Source organism: Moraxella sp. CTOTU46934, assembly GCF_031979465.1.
Lineage (GTDB): Bacteria > Pseudomonadota > Gammaproteobacteria > Pseudomonadales > Moraxellaceae > Faucicola > Faucicola tetraodonis.
The window spans coordinates 1-19025 of record NZ_DALZEG010000006.1; the positions used below are offsets into that span (position 1 = coordinate 1).

The window sequence follows — 19025 nt, forward strand, 5'->3', positions numbered from 1 at the left end:
TATTAATCGATTATGTGGCTTATCCTAGCATATTTTTTAATCGTGAACAGGTTCTCAAAATATGGATAAAATCTTGCTTCACTTCCTTTATCATTCAGATACTTTGGTTGAGTTATTCTAAAAAGACCATTTTCTAAAAAATCTGAACGTGCATAAGTATGTCCTTCAGTGTTCAAAATCGTCCCTAAATACTTAACTAACATTACTTATCCTTTAAATAGCCGATTAAAAATAATCTACCTAAACCATTCATTTTTAAAAGTACTTGATAATTATTAAGTAAACTAAAGCGTACAAGCGCCGCCAGCACAGCCATTTTCTAGGTCGTCTTGGGCATCATTTGCGCCATCACGGGTGTTATGATAGTACAGTGTTTTAACGCCCAATTTATACGCCATCAACAAGTCTTGAATCATCACCTTCATCGGTACACGGCTATCTTCAAACTTGGTTGGGTCGTAGTTGGTATTCGCTGAGATACTTTGGTCAATGAATTTTTGCATAATTGCCACAAGACTCAAATAACCTTTGTTATTTGGCATTTGCCATAATAGCTCGTATTGATCTTTGAGCTTATCAATCTCAGGCACCACTTGTTTTAAAATACCGTCTTTTGACGCTTTGACAGAGACCAGACCACGAGGTGGCTCAATGCCATTAGTTGCGTTAGCAATCTGGCTAGAGGTTTCTGATGGCATCAAGGCGGTCAAGGTTGAGTTGCGAAGACCGTGGGTTTTGATATCATGACGCAGCGCTTCCCAGTCGAGTTGTAGCGGCTCATTACAAATCGCATCAATGTCTGCTTTATACGTATCAATCGGTAAAATACCTTGTGAATACGTGGTATCGCCAAATGCAGGACACGCGCCTTGCTCTTTAGCCAGTTTATTGGACGCCACCAACAGATAATATTGTAAGGCTTCAAAAGTGCGATGGGTTAAACCGAGCGCCGTAGGATCTGAATATTTGGTAGCGTTTTTGGCAAGATAATAGGCATAGTTGATGACACCAATACCCAGCGTGCGGCGTTTCATAGAGCCATTTTTAGCAGCGATAACCGGATAGTCTTGGTAGTCAAGCAAGGCATCTAGCGCACGCACGATCAGTTCCGCTGGCTCTTTGATGTCTTCTAATTGGTTGATTTCACCCAAGTTAATCCCTGATAACGTACAAAGGGCGATTTCACCGTTTTCATCATTGATGTTGTCAAGCGGTTGGGTCGGTAGCGCGATTTCCATACATAGGTTGGATTGGCGAATTGGCGCGACACTTGGGTCAAACGGACTGTGGGTGTTGCAATGGTCAACGTTTTGCACATAGATACGACCTGTGCTGGCACGCTCTTGCATCATCAGGCTAAACAACTCTTGCGCGGGCACACTGCGTTTGCGAATGGAGTCATCTTGCTCATATTGCTCATACAAACGCTCAAACTCGGCTTGATCGGCAAAGAAAGCATCGTACAAACCTGGCACATCCGATGGTGAAAACAGGGTCACGTTTTGATTTTTAATCAAACGTTGATAGATGGTTTTATTGATTTGCACGCCATAATCCATGTGGCGAACACGGTTGTCTTCTACACCGCGGTTGTTTTTGAGCACCAGCAGATTTTCCACTTCCAAATGCCAAATAGGGTAGAACAAGGTCGCTGCACCACCGCGCACACCGCCTTGTGAGCAGCATTTAACGGCAGTTTGGAATAGTTTGTAAAAAGGAATACAGCCGGTGTGCTGCGCTTCACCGCCACGAATTGGGCTACCTAATGCGCGAATACGACCCGCATTGACACCAATACCGGCACGCTGTGACACGTAACGCACGATGGCACTGGTGGTGGCATTGATACTATCTAAGCTATCATCACATTCAATAAGTACACATGAACTAAACTGACGCGATGGGGTACGCACGCCCGACATGATTGGCGTTGGCAGTGAGATTTTGAAAGTAGACGTGGTGTCATAAAAGCGCTTGATATAATCTAATCGCGCGGCCTTGTCATATTGTTTGTCGTAACTGGCAAACAGACACATACCAACGAGCATATACAAAAATTGGGGGCTTTCAAAGACTTGTTTGGTGACGCGGTCTTGCACCAAATATTTGCCTTCCATTTGTTTGACGGCGGCATACGCAAAGCTTAAATCACGGTTGTGGTCAATATAGTCATTGAGTATATCAAATTCTTCTTTGCTAAAGTCTTGCAAAATATGCGCATCGTAACGACCTTCTTGGGTCAGTTTGGTGACATGGTCAAACAAATGCGGTGGCTCAAATTGACCAAACGCGATTTTGCGTAAATGAAAAATTGCCAATCGCGCTGCCAAATACTGATAGTCAGGTGTTGCTGCAGAAATCAAATCCGCGGCTGATTTAATGATGGTTTCATGGATGCTTTTGGTGGTGATTTTGTCATAAAACTGGATGTGTGAGCTGATTTCTACTTGCGAAACAGACACATTATCGAGCCCTTCTGCTGCCCACTCGATGACTCGGTGAATCTTATCCAAATCAATTTTTTCCAAACGCCCATCGCGTTTTTGCACGAGGATATCTTCAGTACGAGTCATAATACGTTCCTTTTTTTACCTGTTTATCAACGTCATATCTGTATGTATTAAAAAGGCGCTGAGTGAGAGGTGGTGAGATAAAAATGCCAAGTAAAACAGCTAACCGAAAGTATAGTGAGTGTGTATGCCGCTTTTAACGACGGCTTTTGAGCCGAGGCCACGTCACTTATGTAACATTGCAAAGTCATTGCCGTATTATTGCAAGATTTTGCAAAAAACTACTATATCTAGGGGTTGTTTTATTATTTCGCACAATATAGCGTAAAAAAATTTGTAATTCTAGCTTGTATTTTTTTCAATTTTTTGCCTATTTTTCTGCAAAAATGCTAGACGCTTGATTTTATTAGCAGTTCATCAAGTCAAGCAAAAAGATAAAAAATTTGTAATTATTAAAATCAGATGGGTTGATGAATGCGTAGTCATTGTCATAAAAAATTGAAAAATTTATGCTATAGTCGAACTATAGTCAAACCATCAAAACGATTTTGTAATCGTGGTTTTTATAAAATTAATCAACAAAAACAAAAGGACGGACAATGACAATTTTTAGTAATTTTACCTATGAGGAATTAACTATCGGGCAAACTGCCAGCATGACCCGCCAAGTGACCGCAGATGATGTCAAAGCATTTGCGCTTGTTACCCATGACTACAACCCTGCGCATCTCGATAGTGAGTATGCCGAGCAAAGCCAGTTTAAAGGCGTGATTGCCCATGGTATGTGGACAGCCGGTCTATTATCAGCCTTGATTGGCACCAAATTCCCAGGCTTGGGGACAATTTATCTGAACCAAAGCTTGTCGTTTCGTCGTCCTGTGCATATCGATGATACTTTAACCGCGACCTTGACGGTGAAAAGTAAAGACGATAGCAAAAAATGGGTGGTGTTAGATTGCCAAGTGACTAATCAAGAGGGTAAAGCGGTAGTGACAGGCGAAGCGCAAGTAATTCCCCCCACTGAAAAAACCAGCCGTGAAGCGGTCAAATTAGACGATTTTACCCTACGTCAAACCTTCACAGAATAATCAGTCGGTATAGAGTAAACAACATCAAAGTGTTGCAGTTATTGATGACAATTATTTGCTACAATAAAGCCAAGAAATTCTTTGGCTTTTTTTATAATTTTTTGATAGCAGATAAACCATGAAAACATTAACGCCTGAACAACAACAAATTTTAGCCAATGTCAAAATGCCGGACGATTGGAAGCACGCCTTGGCGACAGAACTAACGAGCAGCAATATGGATAAGATTCGCCAGTTTTTGCGAGATCAATATCATGCGCAAAAAGTGATTTATCCCTCGGGTAGTCAAATGTTCAATGCGTTTAATTTGACGCCTTTGTCGCAGGTTAAAGTAGTGATTTTGGGTCAAGACCCGTACCATGGCGCGGGACAAGCAATGGGGTTATCCTTTTCCGTGCCCAAAGCTATCCCCAAACCCCCGAGTCTACAAAATATTTTACGAGAGCTTGCCGCCGATTTGGGTATCGCCCCGTCAAAACATGGCGATTTGACCCATTGGGCAACTCAAGGGGTGCTGCTACTCAACAGTATGTTATCCGTAGAAGCAGGGCAGGCGGGCAGTCATCAGCGTATTGGCTGGGAAACGTTCACTGATGCGGTGATTGAGGCTGTCAATCAGCACTGCGAGCACTGTGTCTTTATTCTATGGGGGAGTTACGCACAGAAAAAAGGCCGTTTTATTGATACATCTAAGCATTTAATCATTACAGGCACGCATCCATCACCGCTTGGCGCCAATCGGGGTGGTTTTTTTGGCACGCGCCCTTTTTCCAAAGCCAATGATTATCTGATGGCTCACGGCAAAAGCCCGATAGATTGGCAATTGCCACAGTAGTTTGGGTGGTATCATAAATGAATGCAAGTGAGGATAACTGTTGTAAAACAGGCTTTTGTGACAGCGACTTTTGTGACACCGATTATGCCTTTATGCAAGCGGCGCTTGACGTTGCAGCCGAGGGCGGACAGCTGGGGGAAGTGCCAGTGGGTGCGGTGATTGTGCATCAAGGCACCATCATCGCCAAAGGCTACAATCAACCAATTTTAAGTCATGATGCCACGGCCCACGCCGAAATAGTGGCAATAAGGCGAGCATGTCAATATTTTGATAATTACCGTCTGCCAGCGGATTGTGAGCTGTTTGTCACGCTTGAGCCTTGCACCATGTGTCTAGGAGCGATTATTCACGCCAGAGTGTCGCGCTTGGTATTTGCAGCGACAGAGCCGAAAGCGGGCATGATTGTCAGCCAGCAAGATTTTAGCCAAGTGGCGTTTTATAATCATTTTTTGACCGTAAAACAAGGCGTAATGGCAGAGCAAAGTCGCGCGTTATTGCAGGATTTTTTTCGCCATCGTCGTGAGCAAAAAAAACAAATGCGCGAGCAGTTAAGGGCAAACCAATAACCAATAACCAATAACCAATAAGTCTCTCAAAACTATTCTTTAAAATCAAAACTATTCTTTAAAATAAAAAACATTGCATAAAAAAAGGCAACCCATCGGCTGCCTTGTTTGACGCAAAAAACGGTTAGATTTTAAGAATTAAGTATTTTCGATGAGCTTATGCCGCTTTTGGCGTTAAACAGTTACGCTGCATCAAAAAGCCTTGCCAGCCAAAAAAGCTAAAGTTACGGATATTGGCATGGTTTGTACCTTTTGGTTCTGCTTTAACACTGTCATAGTGCTCAGCAAACAGTTTTAGCGTATCTTGTTGGGTCAAATGGTTGAGTAGGGCAAAGCCGAATACTTTCGCACTGCCTTCATTGTCACCCGCCGCATTGTGCACTTCGCCATTGTTAAACTCAGTTGGGCGATAGTCATAGTAACTATCGATGATAGCTAGCACGGAAGCAAAATCTAGCGATTTGTTTTCTAGTTTAGCTAATAGTTTTGATAGTTCTAGCTTATCAATAGCGCTCATAGTTACTCCAAAAGTCAAAATAGCGACCGTCATTAACGATTAAAATAATCGTCCTCAAACGGATCAAACGCTGGGTTAAAATTATTGTTGGTCTGACCAAAACCGCGGTTTTCCACACGGTTTTCTAAATGACGCATTTGCTGACCGCTGTTGCGTGGTTGAGAGGGTTTACTGCGCTCTTGGGGAAAGGCCTCATGACTGGCTGCCCCAAAACCACTGCGGTCTTGACCCATTCTATCATGGGCGGCAAAATCGACTGGGTGATTCTCATAACCCATGCGTTCATGCCCAGTCCGTTCATGCAGAATTCTTTGATAAATCTCTTCACGGTGTACGGCAATGTCTTTTGGCGCATTGACGCCCAGTCTGACTTGGTTACCTTTTACACCCAGTACGGTGACACTCACTTCGTCACCTATCATTAACGTTTCGCCAACACGGCGAGTCAAAATTAACATGCGTCACACTCCTTATGTCGCAACAAGTACCATCAATGTCCTATGATGATTCAACGATAAATTAGCTAAATTCGTCAAATATATTATCATGTATCATTGCCCAATGATACGTTAAAGACAGACTGCAAGGGCATAATTTAAGCCAACTCATCATGCTTGGCGGCTATTTGCCAACAGTCAAAATAGGCATTGAGGGGTCAGTTGCGTTTGTGCCCAATAAACGAGATGCCATTATAAACGAAATGCTGAAATAAAAAAAAGGTTAACACCCGCAAAACGCGGATATTAACCTTGTTTTTGTGGAGAATTACAAATTTCTTATAATCCAGCAACCTTGCTTTCACCGTCTTCACGGTCAAGACCAAAAGCGGTATGTAGCGCTTTAACCGCTTTTTCCAGTTGTTCTTCTTGAATCAGTACCGAGATTTTGATTTCGCTGGTAGAAATCATTTGGATATTGATGTTGTTTTCTGCCAGTGTTTCAAACATTTTGCTTGCCACGCCTGCATGTGAACGCATCCCAACACCCACCAGTGATACTTTAACCACATTGTTGTTGCTCACGATTTCTTTGCCACCAATCTCAGCAAGATTGTCACCCAAAATCGCTAGGGTTTTATCAAAATCACCACGGTTAACGGTAAAGGTAAAGTCGGTCAATCCATTTTCTGCGATGTTTTGGATAATCATATCGATTTCGATATTGGCAGCACTGATTGGGCTTAAAATCGATGATGCAATACCAGGGCGATCAGGCACTGCTAAGATAGATACTTTAGCTTCGTCACGGTTAAAGGCGATGCCCGAAATAATTGGTTGTTCCATGCTGTCTCCCTCATCGGTGGTAATTAATGTACCTACATTCTTTTTAAAATCATCATCGAATTTACCATCGGCGTTTTCATCAAAACTGGATAAAACACGCAGTGGTACTTGGTATTTTCCGGCAAATTCAACCGAGCGAATTTGCAACACTTTTGAGCCAAGGCTTGCCATTTCTAGCATTTCTTCAAAGGTAATTTTTGATAATTTTTTGGCTTTTGGTGTCACACGCGGGTCAGTAGTATACACGCCGTCGACATCGGTATAGATTTGACATTCATCGGCAGATAGGGCAGCAGCCAGTGCAACCCCGGTGGTGTCGGAGCCACCCCGACCTAAGGTGTTGATGTCACCTTTTTCATCCACCCCTTGGAAACCCGCCACCACAACGACCATGCCAGCATCGAGTGCGGCGCGAAGCTGGCTATCATCGATATGTTGAATACGGGCTTTGGTATGGCTATCATCGGTACGAATCGCCACTTGTCCACCCGTCATTGACTTGGCTCTCACACCGATTTCATTTAATGCCATAGCAAGTAAAGAAATTGATACTTGCTCACCGGTTGACACCATTTGGTCGTATTCACGAGCGTTCGGCTCTTTACTGATTTGACGTGCCAAATCAATCAAGCGATTGGTCTCACCACTCATGGCAGAGACGACAACCACCACTTGATGACCATTGTCATGCCAACGTTTGACGCGCTGTGCCACATTTTTGATACGTTCGACACTACCCATCGACGTACCACCGTATTTTTGTACGATTAAAGCCATTGTCAATACACCCTATAATATCGCGCACGTTGTTTGCCATCGCTATGCAAGACTTGCCATACCAAGTCCTTGATGGATTGCTTAGCAGATTGTTTACAATGTCACGAAACGTAAATTAAACGGTACTTTATACCATATTTCCCAATTTTGGGGCAAGGCAAAATTGCCAAAAATCCCCAAATGACTGGCTGAAAATTGGATGGGTACTGTGAACCAAACGTTATCAGTTTAGGCAATCGGTTGTAGCGGTAAGGTTACAGCGCGTTGCACGGCAGGACGGTCATGCAGGTTTTTTGCCCAGCGTTGTAGATGGGTGTAGTTTTGCACTTGTAAAAACTCGCCAGCGTTATACAATTTGCCCAGTGCTAACTGACCATACCATGCCCAAATCGCGATATCCGCGATACTGTAGTCATTACCTAGCATAAACGTGTGAGTCGCTAAATGTTGGTCGAGTAAATCCAATTGGCGTTTGGTTTCCATGGTAAAGCGATTGATGGCATATTCAAACTTCTCTGGGGCATATGCATAAAAATGCCCAAAGCCGCCACCGACATACGGTGCAGCGCCCATTTGCCAAAACAACCATGACAAACATTCGGCACGTTTGGCGGTGTCTGCTGGGATAAACTGCTCAAATTTTTCGGCAAGGTATAGCAAGATAGCCCCTGATTCAAACAGTTTAATCGGTGGATTAACACTGTTATCCACCAGTGCAGGGATTTTAGAATTGGGATTGATGTCAACAAAATCTGAGCCAAATTGGTCGCCATTCATGATGTCGATTTTGTAGGCGTCATACTGTGCGCCTTCAATACCAAGCTCTGCCAACTCTTCAAGTAAGATATTGATTTTGATACCGTTTGGGGTATTTAAGCTGTAAAGCTGCAAAGGATTGTTACCAATCGGTAAGTGTTGCTCGTGGGTCGCTCCTGCGGTAGGGCGGTTGGTACTGGCAAATTTGCCACCGTTTTGGCTATCATTTGTCCAAATTTTGGGGGGCTGGTAATGATTGTCCATGATGTTTCCTTGTTGATTATGAGTGTTTTAAAGCTTTTTTGGTTGATAAGATGTTAGATATGATTATAAACATGACTATAGATGCGATTATAGAAACGATTATACACAATGTGCTTTAGGCTTTATAATACCGAATGTTTGGCTAAAGTAAATGGCGCTTTGATTAAGCGTGATTAAACTAATGCTTTATATAGCCGCATAAATATAGCCGCATAAAAAAAGCCGAATAAGTCATTCGGCGTTTTTTTAGGTGTAGTTTTAATTAGGCAAGTCGCTCAGCCAACCAATTTGGTAGCGCATCTAATACGGTTGGCAATCCTGCCACATCAGTTGCGCCGCCTTGGGCAAAGTCGGGTTTACCACCGCCTTTACCGCCAAGCTGCTCGCTTAAGTGTTTGATGATATCGCCCGCTTTGATTTTGCTGGTTAATTCTTTGCCGACACTGGCAGTCAGCGCAACTTTATCGTCAGCCACGCCCGCGAGCACCACAATACCATCATGCAATTTTGATTTCATGTCATCGGCAATCGTGCGTAATGCTTTACCATCCATGCCTGGTAAGCTTGCAATCAGCACTTTTTGTCCATTGATATCTTGCACGTTGTTGATTAAGTCTTTGGCTTGGCTGCTGGCCAATTTTTGCTGCAAACGCTCAAGCTGTTTTTCAAGGTCGCGTGTTTTGTCGGTCATTTGATTGACACGGTCGGCGATTTCGTCGCGTTTGGCTTTGAGCTGACTGGCAAGTTGATTGAGCTGTTTTTCACCTTGCTGCACATATTTGACTGCGCCCATGCCTGTCACCGCTTCGATACGGCGAATGCCTGCCGCGATACCTTGCTCACTGACGATTTTGAATAAGCCGATATCACCCGTGCGCTGTACATGCAGACCACCACATAGCTCGATGGAGAAAGGCTTGCCGTCTTTATCTATCGTACCCATCGACAATACGCGAACCGTGTCACCATATTTTTCACCAAACAGTGCCATCGCGCCTTTGTCTTGCGCTTGCGTCATGCTGAGCATTTCTACAGTGGCAGGTTGGTTGGCAAGGATTTGTTGGTTAACGATGTTTTCAATGGTGATGATGTCTTGCTCAGTCAAGGCTTTGTCATACGAGAAGTCAAAACGCAACACCTCACTATTGACCAATGACCCTTTTTGGGTGACGCCTGTACCAAGATACTCACGAAGGGCAGCGTGCAGTAGGTGAGTGGCGGAGTGGTTTTTGGCACTCATGGCGCGTACTTGGCTTGCGACGCGTGCTTCGCTTGATTGACCCTGGCGGATACTGCCCATTTTGACCACGCCATGATGGATGATGGCTTGACCAGATTTTTTGGTGTCTTGGACTTCAAATACGCCGGTTTCGGTTTGGATGTCACCCAATTCACCCGCTTGACCACCGCCTTCCGCATAAAAAGGCGTTGCCGATAATACGATGACCCCTTCATCACCTTCCTGCAATTGTTCAGCAGATTTGCCCTCAAGGTATAAATGGGTGATAGTGCTGTTGTGTTCTGCTTTGTCATACCCCAAAAATTCAGTGGCACTGTCGACTTGAATCAATTGGTTGTAATCAACGCCAAATTTACCCGCTTCACGGGCGCGGGCGCGTTGCTGCGCCATGCCTTGCTCAAAACCGGCTTCATCAATGCTGATGTCGCGTTCGCGCACGATGTCGGCAGTCAAATCGGCAGGGAAACCGTAAGTGTCATACAGTTTAAACACCGTTGCACCCGATAAAGTATCGCCAGATTTTAAGCTATCTAATTCTTGGGATAGCAGTTTAAGACCTTGTGATAAGGTTTTGGCAAATTGTTCTTCTTCTTTTAAGATGGCTTGCTCAATGTTGGCTTGCTGTTCCCGAAGCTGTGGGTAGGCATCGCCCATGATTTGGGCAAGCGGCGCGACGAGCTTATAAAAGAAGTTGTCAGTAGCGCCTAATTTGTTGCCATGACGAACCGCGCGGCGGATGATACGACGCAGCACATAACCACGGCCCTCATTGCTTGGCAATACGCCATCTGCAATTAAGAAGGAAACCGAGCGGATATGGTCGGCAAGCACTTTGAGTGATGGCTCAGACTGTAAGTCGATATCGTTTGGCAAGCCAATCACTTGCGCCGCGTGCTGCATGAGATGGGTAAACATATCGATTTCATAGTTGCTGTGCACGCCTTGCATGATAGCGCTGATACGCTCAAGCCCCATGCCCGTATCGACACTTGGCGCAGGCAGTTTTTCAAGTGTGCCGTCTTTTTGGCGGTTAAACTGCATAAAGACGTTGTTCCAAATCTCGACAAAACGGTCGCCGTCTTCTTCAGGCGTACCTGGCAGACCGCCCCAAATATGCTCGCCGTGGTCATAAAATACTTCGGTACAAGGACCACAAGGACCTGTGTCACCCATTGCCCAAAAGTTATCCGATTGGTATTGACCGCCTTTATTATCACCAATGCGGATGATGCGTTCGGCAGGCAAGCCCACCACGTTATGCCAAATATCAAAGGCTTCATCATCGGTGTGATACACCGTCACGTAAAGTTTATCTTTGGGTAATCCAAGCCACTCATCCGATGTCAAAAACTCCCAACAAAATGGGATGGCTTTTTGTTTAAAATAATCGCCAAACGAAAAGTTGCCGAGCATCTCAAAAAACGTATGGTGACGCGCGGTATAGCCGACATTGTCAAGGTCATTGTGTTTACCGCCTGCGCGCACACATTTTTGCGACGATACCGCACGTTTATAATCGCGTTTGTCTATCCCTAAGAACACATCTTTAAATTGGTTCATACCGGCATTGGTGAATAGCAGGGTAGGGTCATTGTGTGGGACTAGGCTCGATGATGCCACTGGGGTATGACCATTTTCGGCAAAATAATTGATAAAAGCTTGACGTATATCGGCTGAAGAAAACGGACGGCTCACAGCGGCTCCTTAAGATATTTCAAAATTAAATTTGGCATATATTATCAAAAAAATGTAAACATTGTATTTTAGCAGAATTCATCCGATGTGGATAATGCTTTTATAAACCGCGCCTTTTAACAACCGCACTTTTTATAAAACGCACCTTTTGAAAACCGTGCATGGCATCTAAAACCGTGGGCGTAAAGTATGGGGTTTGCAACGTTTTTTATGGCGCTAAAAAAAGACCGATAAGTAGCATCGATCTTTTTGATAATTCTTTTTTGCTAATTTTTTTTATAGTAATGTCGTTGGGGTAAAAATTAGCGCTCTACTTGACTGACATCACGCACCGCGCCGGTATCCGCGCTAGTAGTCATCGCTGCATACGCCCGCAAGGCGGCTGACACTTGGCGCTCACGATTGACAGGTTTCCAAGCTTGGTTGCCACGGCTCACCATCGCTTCTCGGCGTTTTTCCAGTTCGGCAAAATCAACCGCCAAATGAATCGAGCGATTAGGGATATCAATCTCGATGGTATCGCCTTCATTGACCAAACCGATGGTACCGCCTTCAGCGGCTTCTGGGCTGACGTGACCGATGGATAAACCCGACGTACCCCCTGAAAAACGACCATCAGTAAGTAGCGCACAGGCTTTACCCAGACCTTTTGATTTTAGGTAAGACGTCGGATACAACATTTCTTGCATACCAGGACCGCCTTTTGGACCTTCATAGCGAATCACCACGATGTCACCTGCGACAATTTGGTCTGCCAAAATGGCAGCCACGGCATCGTCTTGACTTTCAAAAACACGGGCACGACCGGTAAATTTTAGGATGCTGTCATCCACGCCCGCTGTTTTGACGACACAGCCACGTTCAGCGATATTACCAAACAATACCGCCAAACCACCGTCTTGTGAGTAGGCAAATTCTTTGCTACGGATACAGCCAGATTCGCGGTTGACATCAAGATTGGACCACGCATTGTTTTGGCTAAAGGCTTGCGTGGTGCGTACCCCACCTGGGGCTGCAATATAACGCTCACGTGCCTCGGTATTATCAGGATTCATGATATCCCATTGGCTAAGCGCCGCTTTGAGTGAAGCACTATGAACGGTGGGGACATCGGTTTGCAGCAGGTTTGCGCGATCAAGCTCGGCTAAAATTGCCATCACCCCGCCAGCACGGTGCACGTCTTCCATATGGTATTTTTGCGTCGCAGGGGCAACTTTCGATAGACAAGGCACACGGCGGCTTAGACGGTCAATATCGGCCATTTTAAAATCTACTTGGGCTTCATGGGCAGCGGCAAGCAAATGTAGAATTGTGTTGGTTGAGCCACCCATGGCGATATCAAGGCTCATGGCGTTTTCAAATGCCGCTTTGGTCGCAATTGAGCGTGGCAATACGCTGGCGTCATCTTGCTCATAATAACGTTTGGCAAGTGCCACGATACGGCGACCTGCTTCTAAGAATAAATCTTTACGTTTGGCGTGAGTGGCAAGTAACGAGCCATTACCAGGCAGGGATAAGCCTAAGGCTTCGGTCAAACAGTTCATAGAGTTGGCAGTGAACATACCTGAGCATGAGCCACAAGTTGGGCAAGCAGAGCGCTCAGTTTGTGCCACATCTTCGTCACTAATCAAGTCATCTGCCGCATCAATCATGGCGTCGACTAGGTCAAGTTTGCGAATTTTTTCACCCAATTCATTCATCACGGTTTCATGGGTGGTATGTCCATCGCCCAAGGTGGATGCCAATACTTTGCCCGCTTCCATTGGACCGCCCGACACAAAAATCGTTGGGATATTGAGGCGCATCGCTGCCATCAGCATACCAGGGGTGATTTTGTCGCAGTTGGAGATACAAACTAGCGCATCGGCGCAGTGGGCATTGACCATATACTCCACGCTATCGGCAATTAAATCACGGCTTGGCAAGCTATAGAGCATACCCAAGTGACCCATGGCGATACCATCATCCACCGCAATGGTGTTAAATTCTTTGGCAACACCCCCTGCCGCTTCAATCTCGCGGGCAACCAGCTGACCCAAGTCTTTTAGGTGTACGTGACCGGGTACAAACTGGGTAAACGAGTTGGCAATCGCGATAATCGGTTTGTTAAAATCCTCATCCGTCATACCGGTTGCACGCCAAAGTGCGCGTGCACCCGCCATGTTGCGGCCAGACGTGGAGGTTTTTGAGCGATATTGTGGCATGGTTGTTCCTTATTTGTAACAGTCAATACAAGTGATAAATTTAGCACTTAGTGTACTCTGTCTCGACCAAAAGGGCTAGTCATGGCTCATGATAGATAGTTATAATTGGTTTTAAATAATGGCATATTAGCCACCCTTATCATTGCTATATCACGGCTATCATTCAATCGTATCTGGTAAAAACTCATCAAAAGGATTTTATTTTGACCAATCCCACCTTAAGCATTACCGATGTCATCCGACAAAGTCTGGCATTTTTAAGTAAAGATAAAAATAACTCATCAATAAATCAACCGTTCACCGGGCTGATTATTGGTAATGACACGCAGTCGGTTTTTAGCCAAATTCAAGCCATTGATGAAGCTATTGATCAAGCCGTGAGTTGGGAAGCGTTTGATTATCAAGCGTTTATCGCGCATCGGTTTGCTAAGCGCTATGAGTTGGCAGTGATAATATTATCAAACGATAGCGCTATCGATACCCAAATCATTCAGCGCTGTCGCGACTTGTTTGCCAAGCATTGTTTGGTGGTGCAAAACTTATCCGAGCCAGCAACAGGTGTGGATGTGGTGAGCTTTGGCTTTAGCCGATTACATGAGCAGCCGATTGTGGAAAATGACCAAGATCATCATGCAACCAACTACCAAGTATGGCAATTTAATCTGTTTGACTATAAACATTTGCCAGATTGGTTTAATAGCAAGTTTTGGGCAAATCCTGAACTATGGAATAAATTTCGTTGGTAGCGGTTTTAGACAAAAATTTAAATATCACTGTTTTAGACATCTTGTTTCATTATCATCACTTATCTTATAACCGGTAAATTTTTTTAAGCTACTTGTTTAATCCAAAAATTAAACTGCTTTGAGAACTTTGAGAAAAAGTTGGCTAAAATTTACAGTAACACTGTTTACAAAAAGCGCGAGATTGATTTACTCTATCGAAAAGTAACAAAATAGGTAAACGCGTTAAATAATAATTTTTGAGGAAAGACTATGAAATTAACGATGCTAAAAGTAGTAAGCGCTGCTGCGATGATGGCAACCATCGGCTTAACAGGGTGTTCTGCCAAACGTACTGGCACGTCTGAAGTGGTGGTTGCGCCGATGGGCGTACCCGGTGGCGTAGGCTACTATAACGGTGGCGCTGTGGTAACAAACTCGACGTCAGTCATCACTGCCGCGGGTGCTAACCCAAATACCGTGTATTTCGGCTTTGATAGCAGTGAAATCGACGCTCAAGGTCAAGCCGTGTTAAATCAACAAGCGCAATTCTTACAAGCCAACCCAAGTGCCCGTGTCGCTATTGCGGGTCACACCGATGAGCGTGGTAGCCGTGAATACAATCTGGCATTGGGTGAGCGCCGTGCCCAAGCCGCCCAAGCCTACTTAGCTACGTCAGGGGTATCAGCTTCACGTATGGAAGCCATCAGCTACGGTGAAGACCAACCTGCCGATCCCGGTCATGACGAATCAGCATGGGCAAAAAACCGCCGTGCAGAAATTTCTTACTAAGTATTATCTACTAAGTATTTGTTACTAAGCATTTCTTAGTGAGTAAAAGACAAAAAAACCTGTTGATTCAACAGGTTTTTTTGTGGTTAAAATCGGTTTATTTGACCAGTTGAACGGTACCATTGGCAGTGACCGTAATGGTGCTATCGCCCGCTTGGAAGTTTTGGTCAGCGACTTTAGCACTGGCGGCTTCTAGCATCATTACGCTGCCATACGCGCGCGGTGCACGATAATCGCCCCCTTGACTAAACTCCAACGAAACTAACTGATAGCCTTTTGCACCCCAAACAGGCAGCAGCGTTTGCGCTTGGCGCTGAAAGTTTTTGGAAGCTTCCATCATCAATTCTTGCTCGGTGGCTTTGCGCGCAGCATCAGACACGCTAAAGTCTAATCCATCAACCGTCATAAAACTTTGCAATTCAGCAATCAATTTGCTAGCGGCAACTGTATCGGTGCTTTTTAAATTCAAGCTTGCAGTCCCCGTCCAACCAATGATTTTTTGGTTTTTATCATATTGCGGATAGGTGGCTTGGTTGCCCGTACTGACTTGCACTTGTGGGTATTTTTTGGCAATGGCAACCGCTTGGTTCAACGTGGTAGCGATTTGATTAGCCACCTCACTGCTTGATTTGTTTTGCACAGTTTTGCTAAGGGTCGCATTGATTTGGTCATTGCTGACTTTTTTACTTGCTGAGGCAGCAAAATTAAGCAAGCCGTAGTTTAAAGTATTGGTCATTGATGAGTTCGCAGGGGATGGATTCACAGGGTAGATAGTGGCTGAAACACTGGTAAAAGGTAATAGCGTCGCCATAGCAAGTAAGCTGGTTGCAATACCTTTGGTCATTGTATGATTGGCATGCGCTTTATGATTGGGATGGTTGGTAGTCGCGGTGCTTAAATGTGTCATAGTGTTTCCTATTGTTTTTTCCTAGTTTTTCTAGTGCTTTTTTATATGGGTTGGCATGAATCTGTTGCTGATTAAACTACTCTATTAGTTCATTCAATATGTTGTTGAATGGGCATTATAAAATATTTTGTAACATTTGCAGTGGAAGAATTGTAGAAAAAGGGTAAGAAGTTCGACAAAAATTTACCCGAATGTTGCTTGGTAATGGTTTAGCGTGTGAAAAAGTGAAATAAATACAAAAATTTGGCGTATATGATAAAAATAGTTTGCATTTGGTCGCCGAATTCTCTAGAATACCGCTTCGGTAACCCCATTGGTAGCTTCGCAACTAGCTGCTGTGAACCCCGCCAGGACCGGAAGGTAGCAACGGTAGCAGCCAGTCAGTGTGCCGAAGATGTGCTAGTGGGGTTATCACTTTTTTAAGTAGGTGTTTTTGATGCCTATTTCACTTGGTAAGTTTTTTAATTGCGAAAGAAAACTGACCAATAATGACTCATATACGCTACCTAAACGCTAAGAGCAACGTCAATTTTCCAATTAATCTAGCTTATCCATCTGCCTAATATCAAGCGCGCCATTGTAAGCGCTGATAATCTTCCGATGATAACCTAATATTTAGCATTGTATTTTTTTAAGCATTCTTGTGAATGCCGCGATACGAACTTTTTGATGGTTTTACTGTTTCAAAAGTTTTGATAAGTCTGACAGTAGGTTTTGTCACTATTTTTATAGTGAAAATAAGTCTTACAGACACGATTACAATGCTTTAAAGCGATTAACACGATATTTGTGATTAATGATAGCTGATAATTTTGCCTATTCATTTTGCTTATCCATTTTGAAAGTGCATTCAGCTTGAGGGCTTTTGCTTGTTGCGTGTTTTCAATCAAGGTTACCACCGACACTTTGATTAACTTATTTTTTAAGGACTTACATGACTGATTTTAATTTACCCACAGATTTTGCTGATAACTCAATCGATAATTTTTTTAGCAATAGCAATAGCAATAGCAATAGCCAAGCCAACAGCAATGAGCCTACTGACAATACCCCAGTTAATGATACAGAAGCAACTGCGACAACGGATGTTGTAGCGACTGATATTGTAGCAACGGATGCGCCAACGTCTGATGATGCTAACCCTAGCGAAAATGGGTTTGCCGCATTGGGTCTTTCAGGCTCATTATTAAAAAGTATTGTCGCAACGGGTTATACCACACCAACACCTATCCAAGCGCGCGCGATTCCTGCGGCATTAGCGGGTCGTGATTTGCTATTATCCGCACAAACAGGTAGTGGTAAAACTGCCGCGTTTGTATTACCAATTTTGCATCAATTAAGCGAACTACAAGCCAAAGAAAAAGCGGCAGAAAAGACCGCAAGTGGCAAACGTGGTCGCCAACAGCCAAAAGTCGTACAAGCGTTGATTTTGACGCCGACACGTGAACTGGCTAACCAAGTACAAGACAGTATCCGTCGTTATGGCTCAGCCATGAAAGATTTGTACAGTGTGCCTCTTGTTGGTGGTGCGGCATACAGTGGTCAAATCCGTGCGCTAAAAAAAGGCGTACAAATCATCGTGGCGACGCCGGGTCGTTTGCTAGATCATATCAACGCGCAGCGTGTGAATCTCTCTGATTTGACCATGTTGGTACTTGATGAAGCAGACCGTATGCTAGACATGGGTTTTGCCGATGATATCAATGCGATTTTGGAAGCCACTCCCGCGCATCGCCAAACCATCATGTCATCTGCGACATGGGATGGTCCAGTCGGTAAAATCGCTGAAAGCTTTACCAAAGACCCAGAGCGTATCAACATCAAAGTTGAAACCGCACACATCGATGAAAAAGTGTACTTCTGTGACAACTTTGACCACAAAAATAAATTATTAGAGCAGCTGATCTGTGACCCAGAGCGTGGTCAAGCGATTATCTTTACCGCGACCAAACGCAGCAGTGAAGAAGTCGCTGAGCGCCTACAACAATGGGAACACAAAGCCTGTTATCTACATGGTGACTTGCCACAAAGCAAGCGTAATCGTATCGTTTCAGATTTACGCAGTGGCAAATTTGACATCGTGGTAGCAACAGACGTGGCAGCACGTGGTCTTGATTTACCTAATATTACCCATGTATTTAACTATGATTTACCGCGCCAAGTAGAAGATTATGTACATCGTATCGGTCGCTCAGGTCGTGCCGGTCGTACTGGTATTGCTATCAACCTATGTAGCCGCGATGACCGTCGTCAATTTGGCAATATCGCCCGTTACCTAAAACGTGATATCAATGAAGCGCAAGTTGAAGGTTTAGAACCGCGTTTTGTGGAAAAATTTGAAGGTCGTGGTAAGCCTAATGGTCGTGATGGTCGCGGTCGTGGTCGCAGCGGCAGTGATAGCCGTGGCGGTCGCTCACAACGTTTTGCTGGTTCAAGCGATAGACCTTCGAGCGAGCGTCGTTTTGCGGACAAGCCACGTTTTGACAACCAAGAACGCTATGGTAAATCAGCGAGCAACGATAGTTCGGCACGTTTTGAAAAACGTGAGCGTTTTGACAAAGGTCACCAAGGCAACAGCGATAGTCGTTTTGGGCGTGATGATGCGAGTGCGCCGCGTCGTCATCGTGATTCAGATAACCGTCATGGCAATAGTCAGGGCGATTTTCACCGCGCCGCTAAATCATCGGACAAACCAAATTTTGACCGTGATTCACGCCAAGGTAATCGTGAGCCTCGCCAAGGTGAGTATGCAGATCGTCGCCGCGATGATAACCGTAGCTTTAACAAAGATGGCTTTAAAGGCTATCAAGGTGATAAACCACGTTACAACACTGACCGTAACAGCAGTGAGCGTCATGGCGAGCGTCCT

General features: G+C 44.5%; 12 protein-coding genes, 1 other RNA gene and 2 pseudogenes. 7 read left to right on the forward strand and 8 right to left on the reverse strand.

What is annotated here, in order from left to right:
• Positions 1 to 284: 284 nt before the first annotated feature.
• Positions 285 to 2573 carry a class 1a ribonucleoside-diphosphate reductase subunit alpha gene (gene nrdA, locus RTN07_RS06235; protein ID WP_312176639.1) on the reverse strand — a complete coding sequence of 763 codons (2289 nt, stop codon included), beginning with the start codon at positions 2571 to 2573 and terminating at the stop codon, positions 285 to 287.
• Between the two features lie 536 nt (positions 2574 to 3109).
• On the opposite strand from nrdA, the gene RTN07_RS06240 reads away from it, so the two are divergent.
• The 3 genes from RTN07_RS06240 (at position 3110) to tadA (ending at position 4999) form a co-directional block, all read left to right on the forward strand.
• Positions 3110 to 3598 carry a MaoC/PaaZ C-terminal domain-containing protein gene (locus RTN07_RS06240; RefSeq protein WP_312176641.1) on the forward strand — a complete coding sequence of 163 codons (489 nt, stop codon included), beginning with the start codon at positions 3110 to 3112 and terminating at the stop codon, positions 3596 to 3598.
• A gap of 118 nt (positions 3599 to 3716) precedes the next feature.
• Positions 3717 to 4433, forward strand: coding sequence for a uracil-DNA glycosylase (ung, locus tag RTN07_RS06245; protein ID WP_007115680.1), 717 nt, complete (start codon positions 3717 to 3719; stop codon positions 4431 to 4433).
• 17 nt (positions 4434 to 4450) lie between these two features.
• Entirely contained in the window at positions 4451 to 4999 is a 549-nt protein-coding gene (gene tadA, locus RTN07_RS06250; protein WP_409455547.1) for a tRNA adenosine(34) deaminase TadA, read from the forward strand.
• Positions 5000 to 5156: 157 nt separating this feature from the next.
• Here the strand turns inward: tadA and RTN07_RS06255 are convergent, their stop codons facing one another.
• The 6 genes and pseudogenes from RTN07_RS06255 to ilvD all read right to left on the reverse strand — a co-directional run bounded on the left by RTN07_RS06255 (position 5157) and on the right by ilvD (position 13735).
• Entirely contained in the window at positions 5157 to 5516 is a 360-nt protein-coding gene (locus tag RTN07_RS06255) for a HopJ type III effector protein (protein WP_050325100.1), read from the reverse strand.
• A gap of 275 nt (positions 5517 to 5791) precedes the next feature.
• Positions 5792 to 5974: pseudogene (csrA, locus tag RTN07_RS06260) on the reverse strand (carbon storage regulator CsrA); the annotation flags it as partial.
• A 318-nt stretch (positions 5975 to 6292) separates the two neighbouring features.
• Positions 6293 to 7576 carry an aspartate kinase gene (locus RTN07_RS06265; RefSeq protein ID WP_060995184.1) on the reverse strand — a complete coding sequence of 428 codons (1284 nt, stop codon included), beginning with the start codon at positions 7574 to 7576 and terminating at the stop codon, positions 6293 to 6295.
• A 228-nt stretch (positions 7577 to 7804) separates the two neighbouring features.
• Complete coding sequence (yghU, locus tag RTN07_RS06270) at positions 7805 to 8596, reverse strand: glutathione-dependent disulfide-bond oxidoreductase (protein ID WP_312176644.1); 792 nt, start codon at positions 8594 to 8596, stop codon at positions 7805 to 7807.
• Positions 8597 to 8858: 262 nt separating this feature from the next.
• Positions 8859 to 11531 (reverse strand): alanine--tRNA ligase, encoded by a 2673-nt coding sequence (gene alaS, locus RTN07_RS06275; protein WP_312176645.1) that lies wholly within the window; start codon positions 11529 to 11531, stop codon positions 8859 to 8861.
• A gap of 302 nt (positions 11532 to 11833) precedes the next feature.
• Positions 11834 to 13735: a dihydroxy-acid dehydratase gene (gene ilvD / locus RTN07_RS06280; protein WP_060994273.1), complete on the reverse strand. Its 1902-nt coding sequence runs from the start codon at positions 13733 to 13735 to the stop codon at positions 11834 to 11836.
• A gap of 203 nt (positions 13736 to 13938) precedes the next feature.
• Here ilvD and RTN07_RS06285 point away from each other — a divergent pair, with 203 nt between their 5' ends.
• The gene (locus RTN07_RS06285; RefSeq protein WP_050325104.1) at positions 13939 to 14481 is read left to right on the forward strand and encodes a DUF6231 family protein; all 543 of its coding nucleotides are present in this window, start codon (positions 13939 to 13941) and stop codon (positions 14479 to 14481) included.
• Positions 14482 to 14730: 249 nt separating this feature from the next.
• Positions 14731 to 15249 (forward strand): peptidoglycan-associated lipoprotein Pal, encoded by a 519-nt coding sequence (gene pal, locus RTN07_RS06290; protein WP_060994275.1) that lies wholly within the window; start codon positions 14731 to 14733, stop codon positions 15247 to 15249.
• A gap of 97 nt (positions 15250 to 15346) precedes the next feature.
• On the opposite strand, the gene RTN07_RS06295 is transcribed toward pal, so the two are convergent.
• On the reverse strand, positions 15347 to 16156 hold the full coding sequence (locus RTN07_RS06295; RefSeq protein WP_083710702.1) for an SIMPL domain-containing protein: 810 nt from the start codon (positions 16154 to 16156) through the stop codon (positions 15347 to 15349).
• Between the two features lie 311 nt (positions 16157 to 16467).
• On the opposite strand from RTN07_RS06295, the gene ffs reads away from it, so the two are divergent.
• Both ffs and RTN07_RS06305 read left to right on the forward strand, forming a co-directional pair.
• Positions 16468 to 16564, forward strand: an RNA gene (ffs, locus tag RTN07_RS06300) — signal recognition particle sRNA small type.
• Positions 16565 to 17258: 694 nt separating this feature from the next.
• Positions 17259 to 18728, forward strand: a pseudogene (locus RTN07_RS06305) (DEAD/DEAH box helicase); the annotation flags it as partial.
• Positions 18729 to 19025: the final 297 nt, after the last annotated feature.

Bases quoted from the DNA above. Each gene is read 5' to 3' on its own strand.
- ung (WP_007115680.1), top strand. From the start codon at position 3,717: ATGAAAACATTAACGCCTGAACAACAACAAATTTTAGCCAATGTCAAA.
- pal (WP_060994275.1), top strand. From the start codon at position 14,731: ATGAAATTAACGATGCTAAAAGTAGTAAGCGCTGCTGCGATGATGGCA.
- RTN07_RS06295 (WP_083710702.1), bottom strand. From the start codon at position 16,156: ATGACACATTTAAGCACCGCGACTACCAACCATCCCAATCATAAAGCG.
- RTN07_RS06265 (WP_060995184.1), bottom strand. From the start codon at position 7,576: ATGGCTTTAATCGTACAAAAATACGGTGGTACGTCGATGGGTAGTGTC.
- RTN07_RS06240 (WP_312176641.1), top strand. From the start codon at position 3,110: ATGACAATTTTTAGTAATTTTACCTATGAGGAATTAACTATCGGGCAA.
- tadA (WP_409455547.1), top strand. From the start codon at position 4,451: ATGAATGCAAGTGAGGATAACTGTTGTAAAACAGGCTTTTGTGACAGC.
- ilvD (WP_060994273.1), bottom strand. From the start codon at position 13,735: ATGCCACAATATCGCTCAAAAACCTCCACGTCTGGCCGCAACATGGCG.
- yghU (WP_312176644.1), bottom strand. From the start codon at position 8,596: ATGGACAATCATTACCAGCCCCCCAAAATTTGGACAAATGATAGCCAA.
- nrdA (WP_312176639.1), bottom strand. From the start codon at position 2,573: ATGACTCGTACTGAAGATATCCTCGTGCAAAAACGCGATGGGCGTTTG.
- RTN07_RS06255 (WP_050325100.1), bottom strand. From the start codon at position 5,516: ATGAGCGCTATTGATAAGCTAGAACTATCAAAACTATTAGCTAAACTA.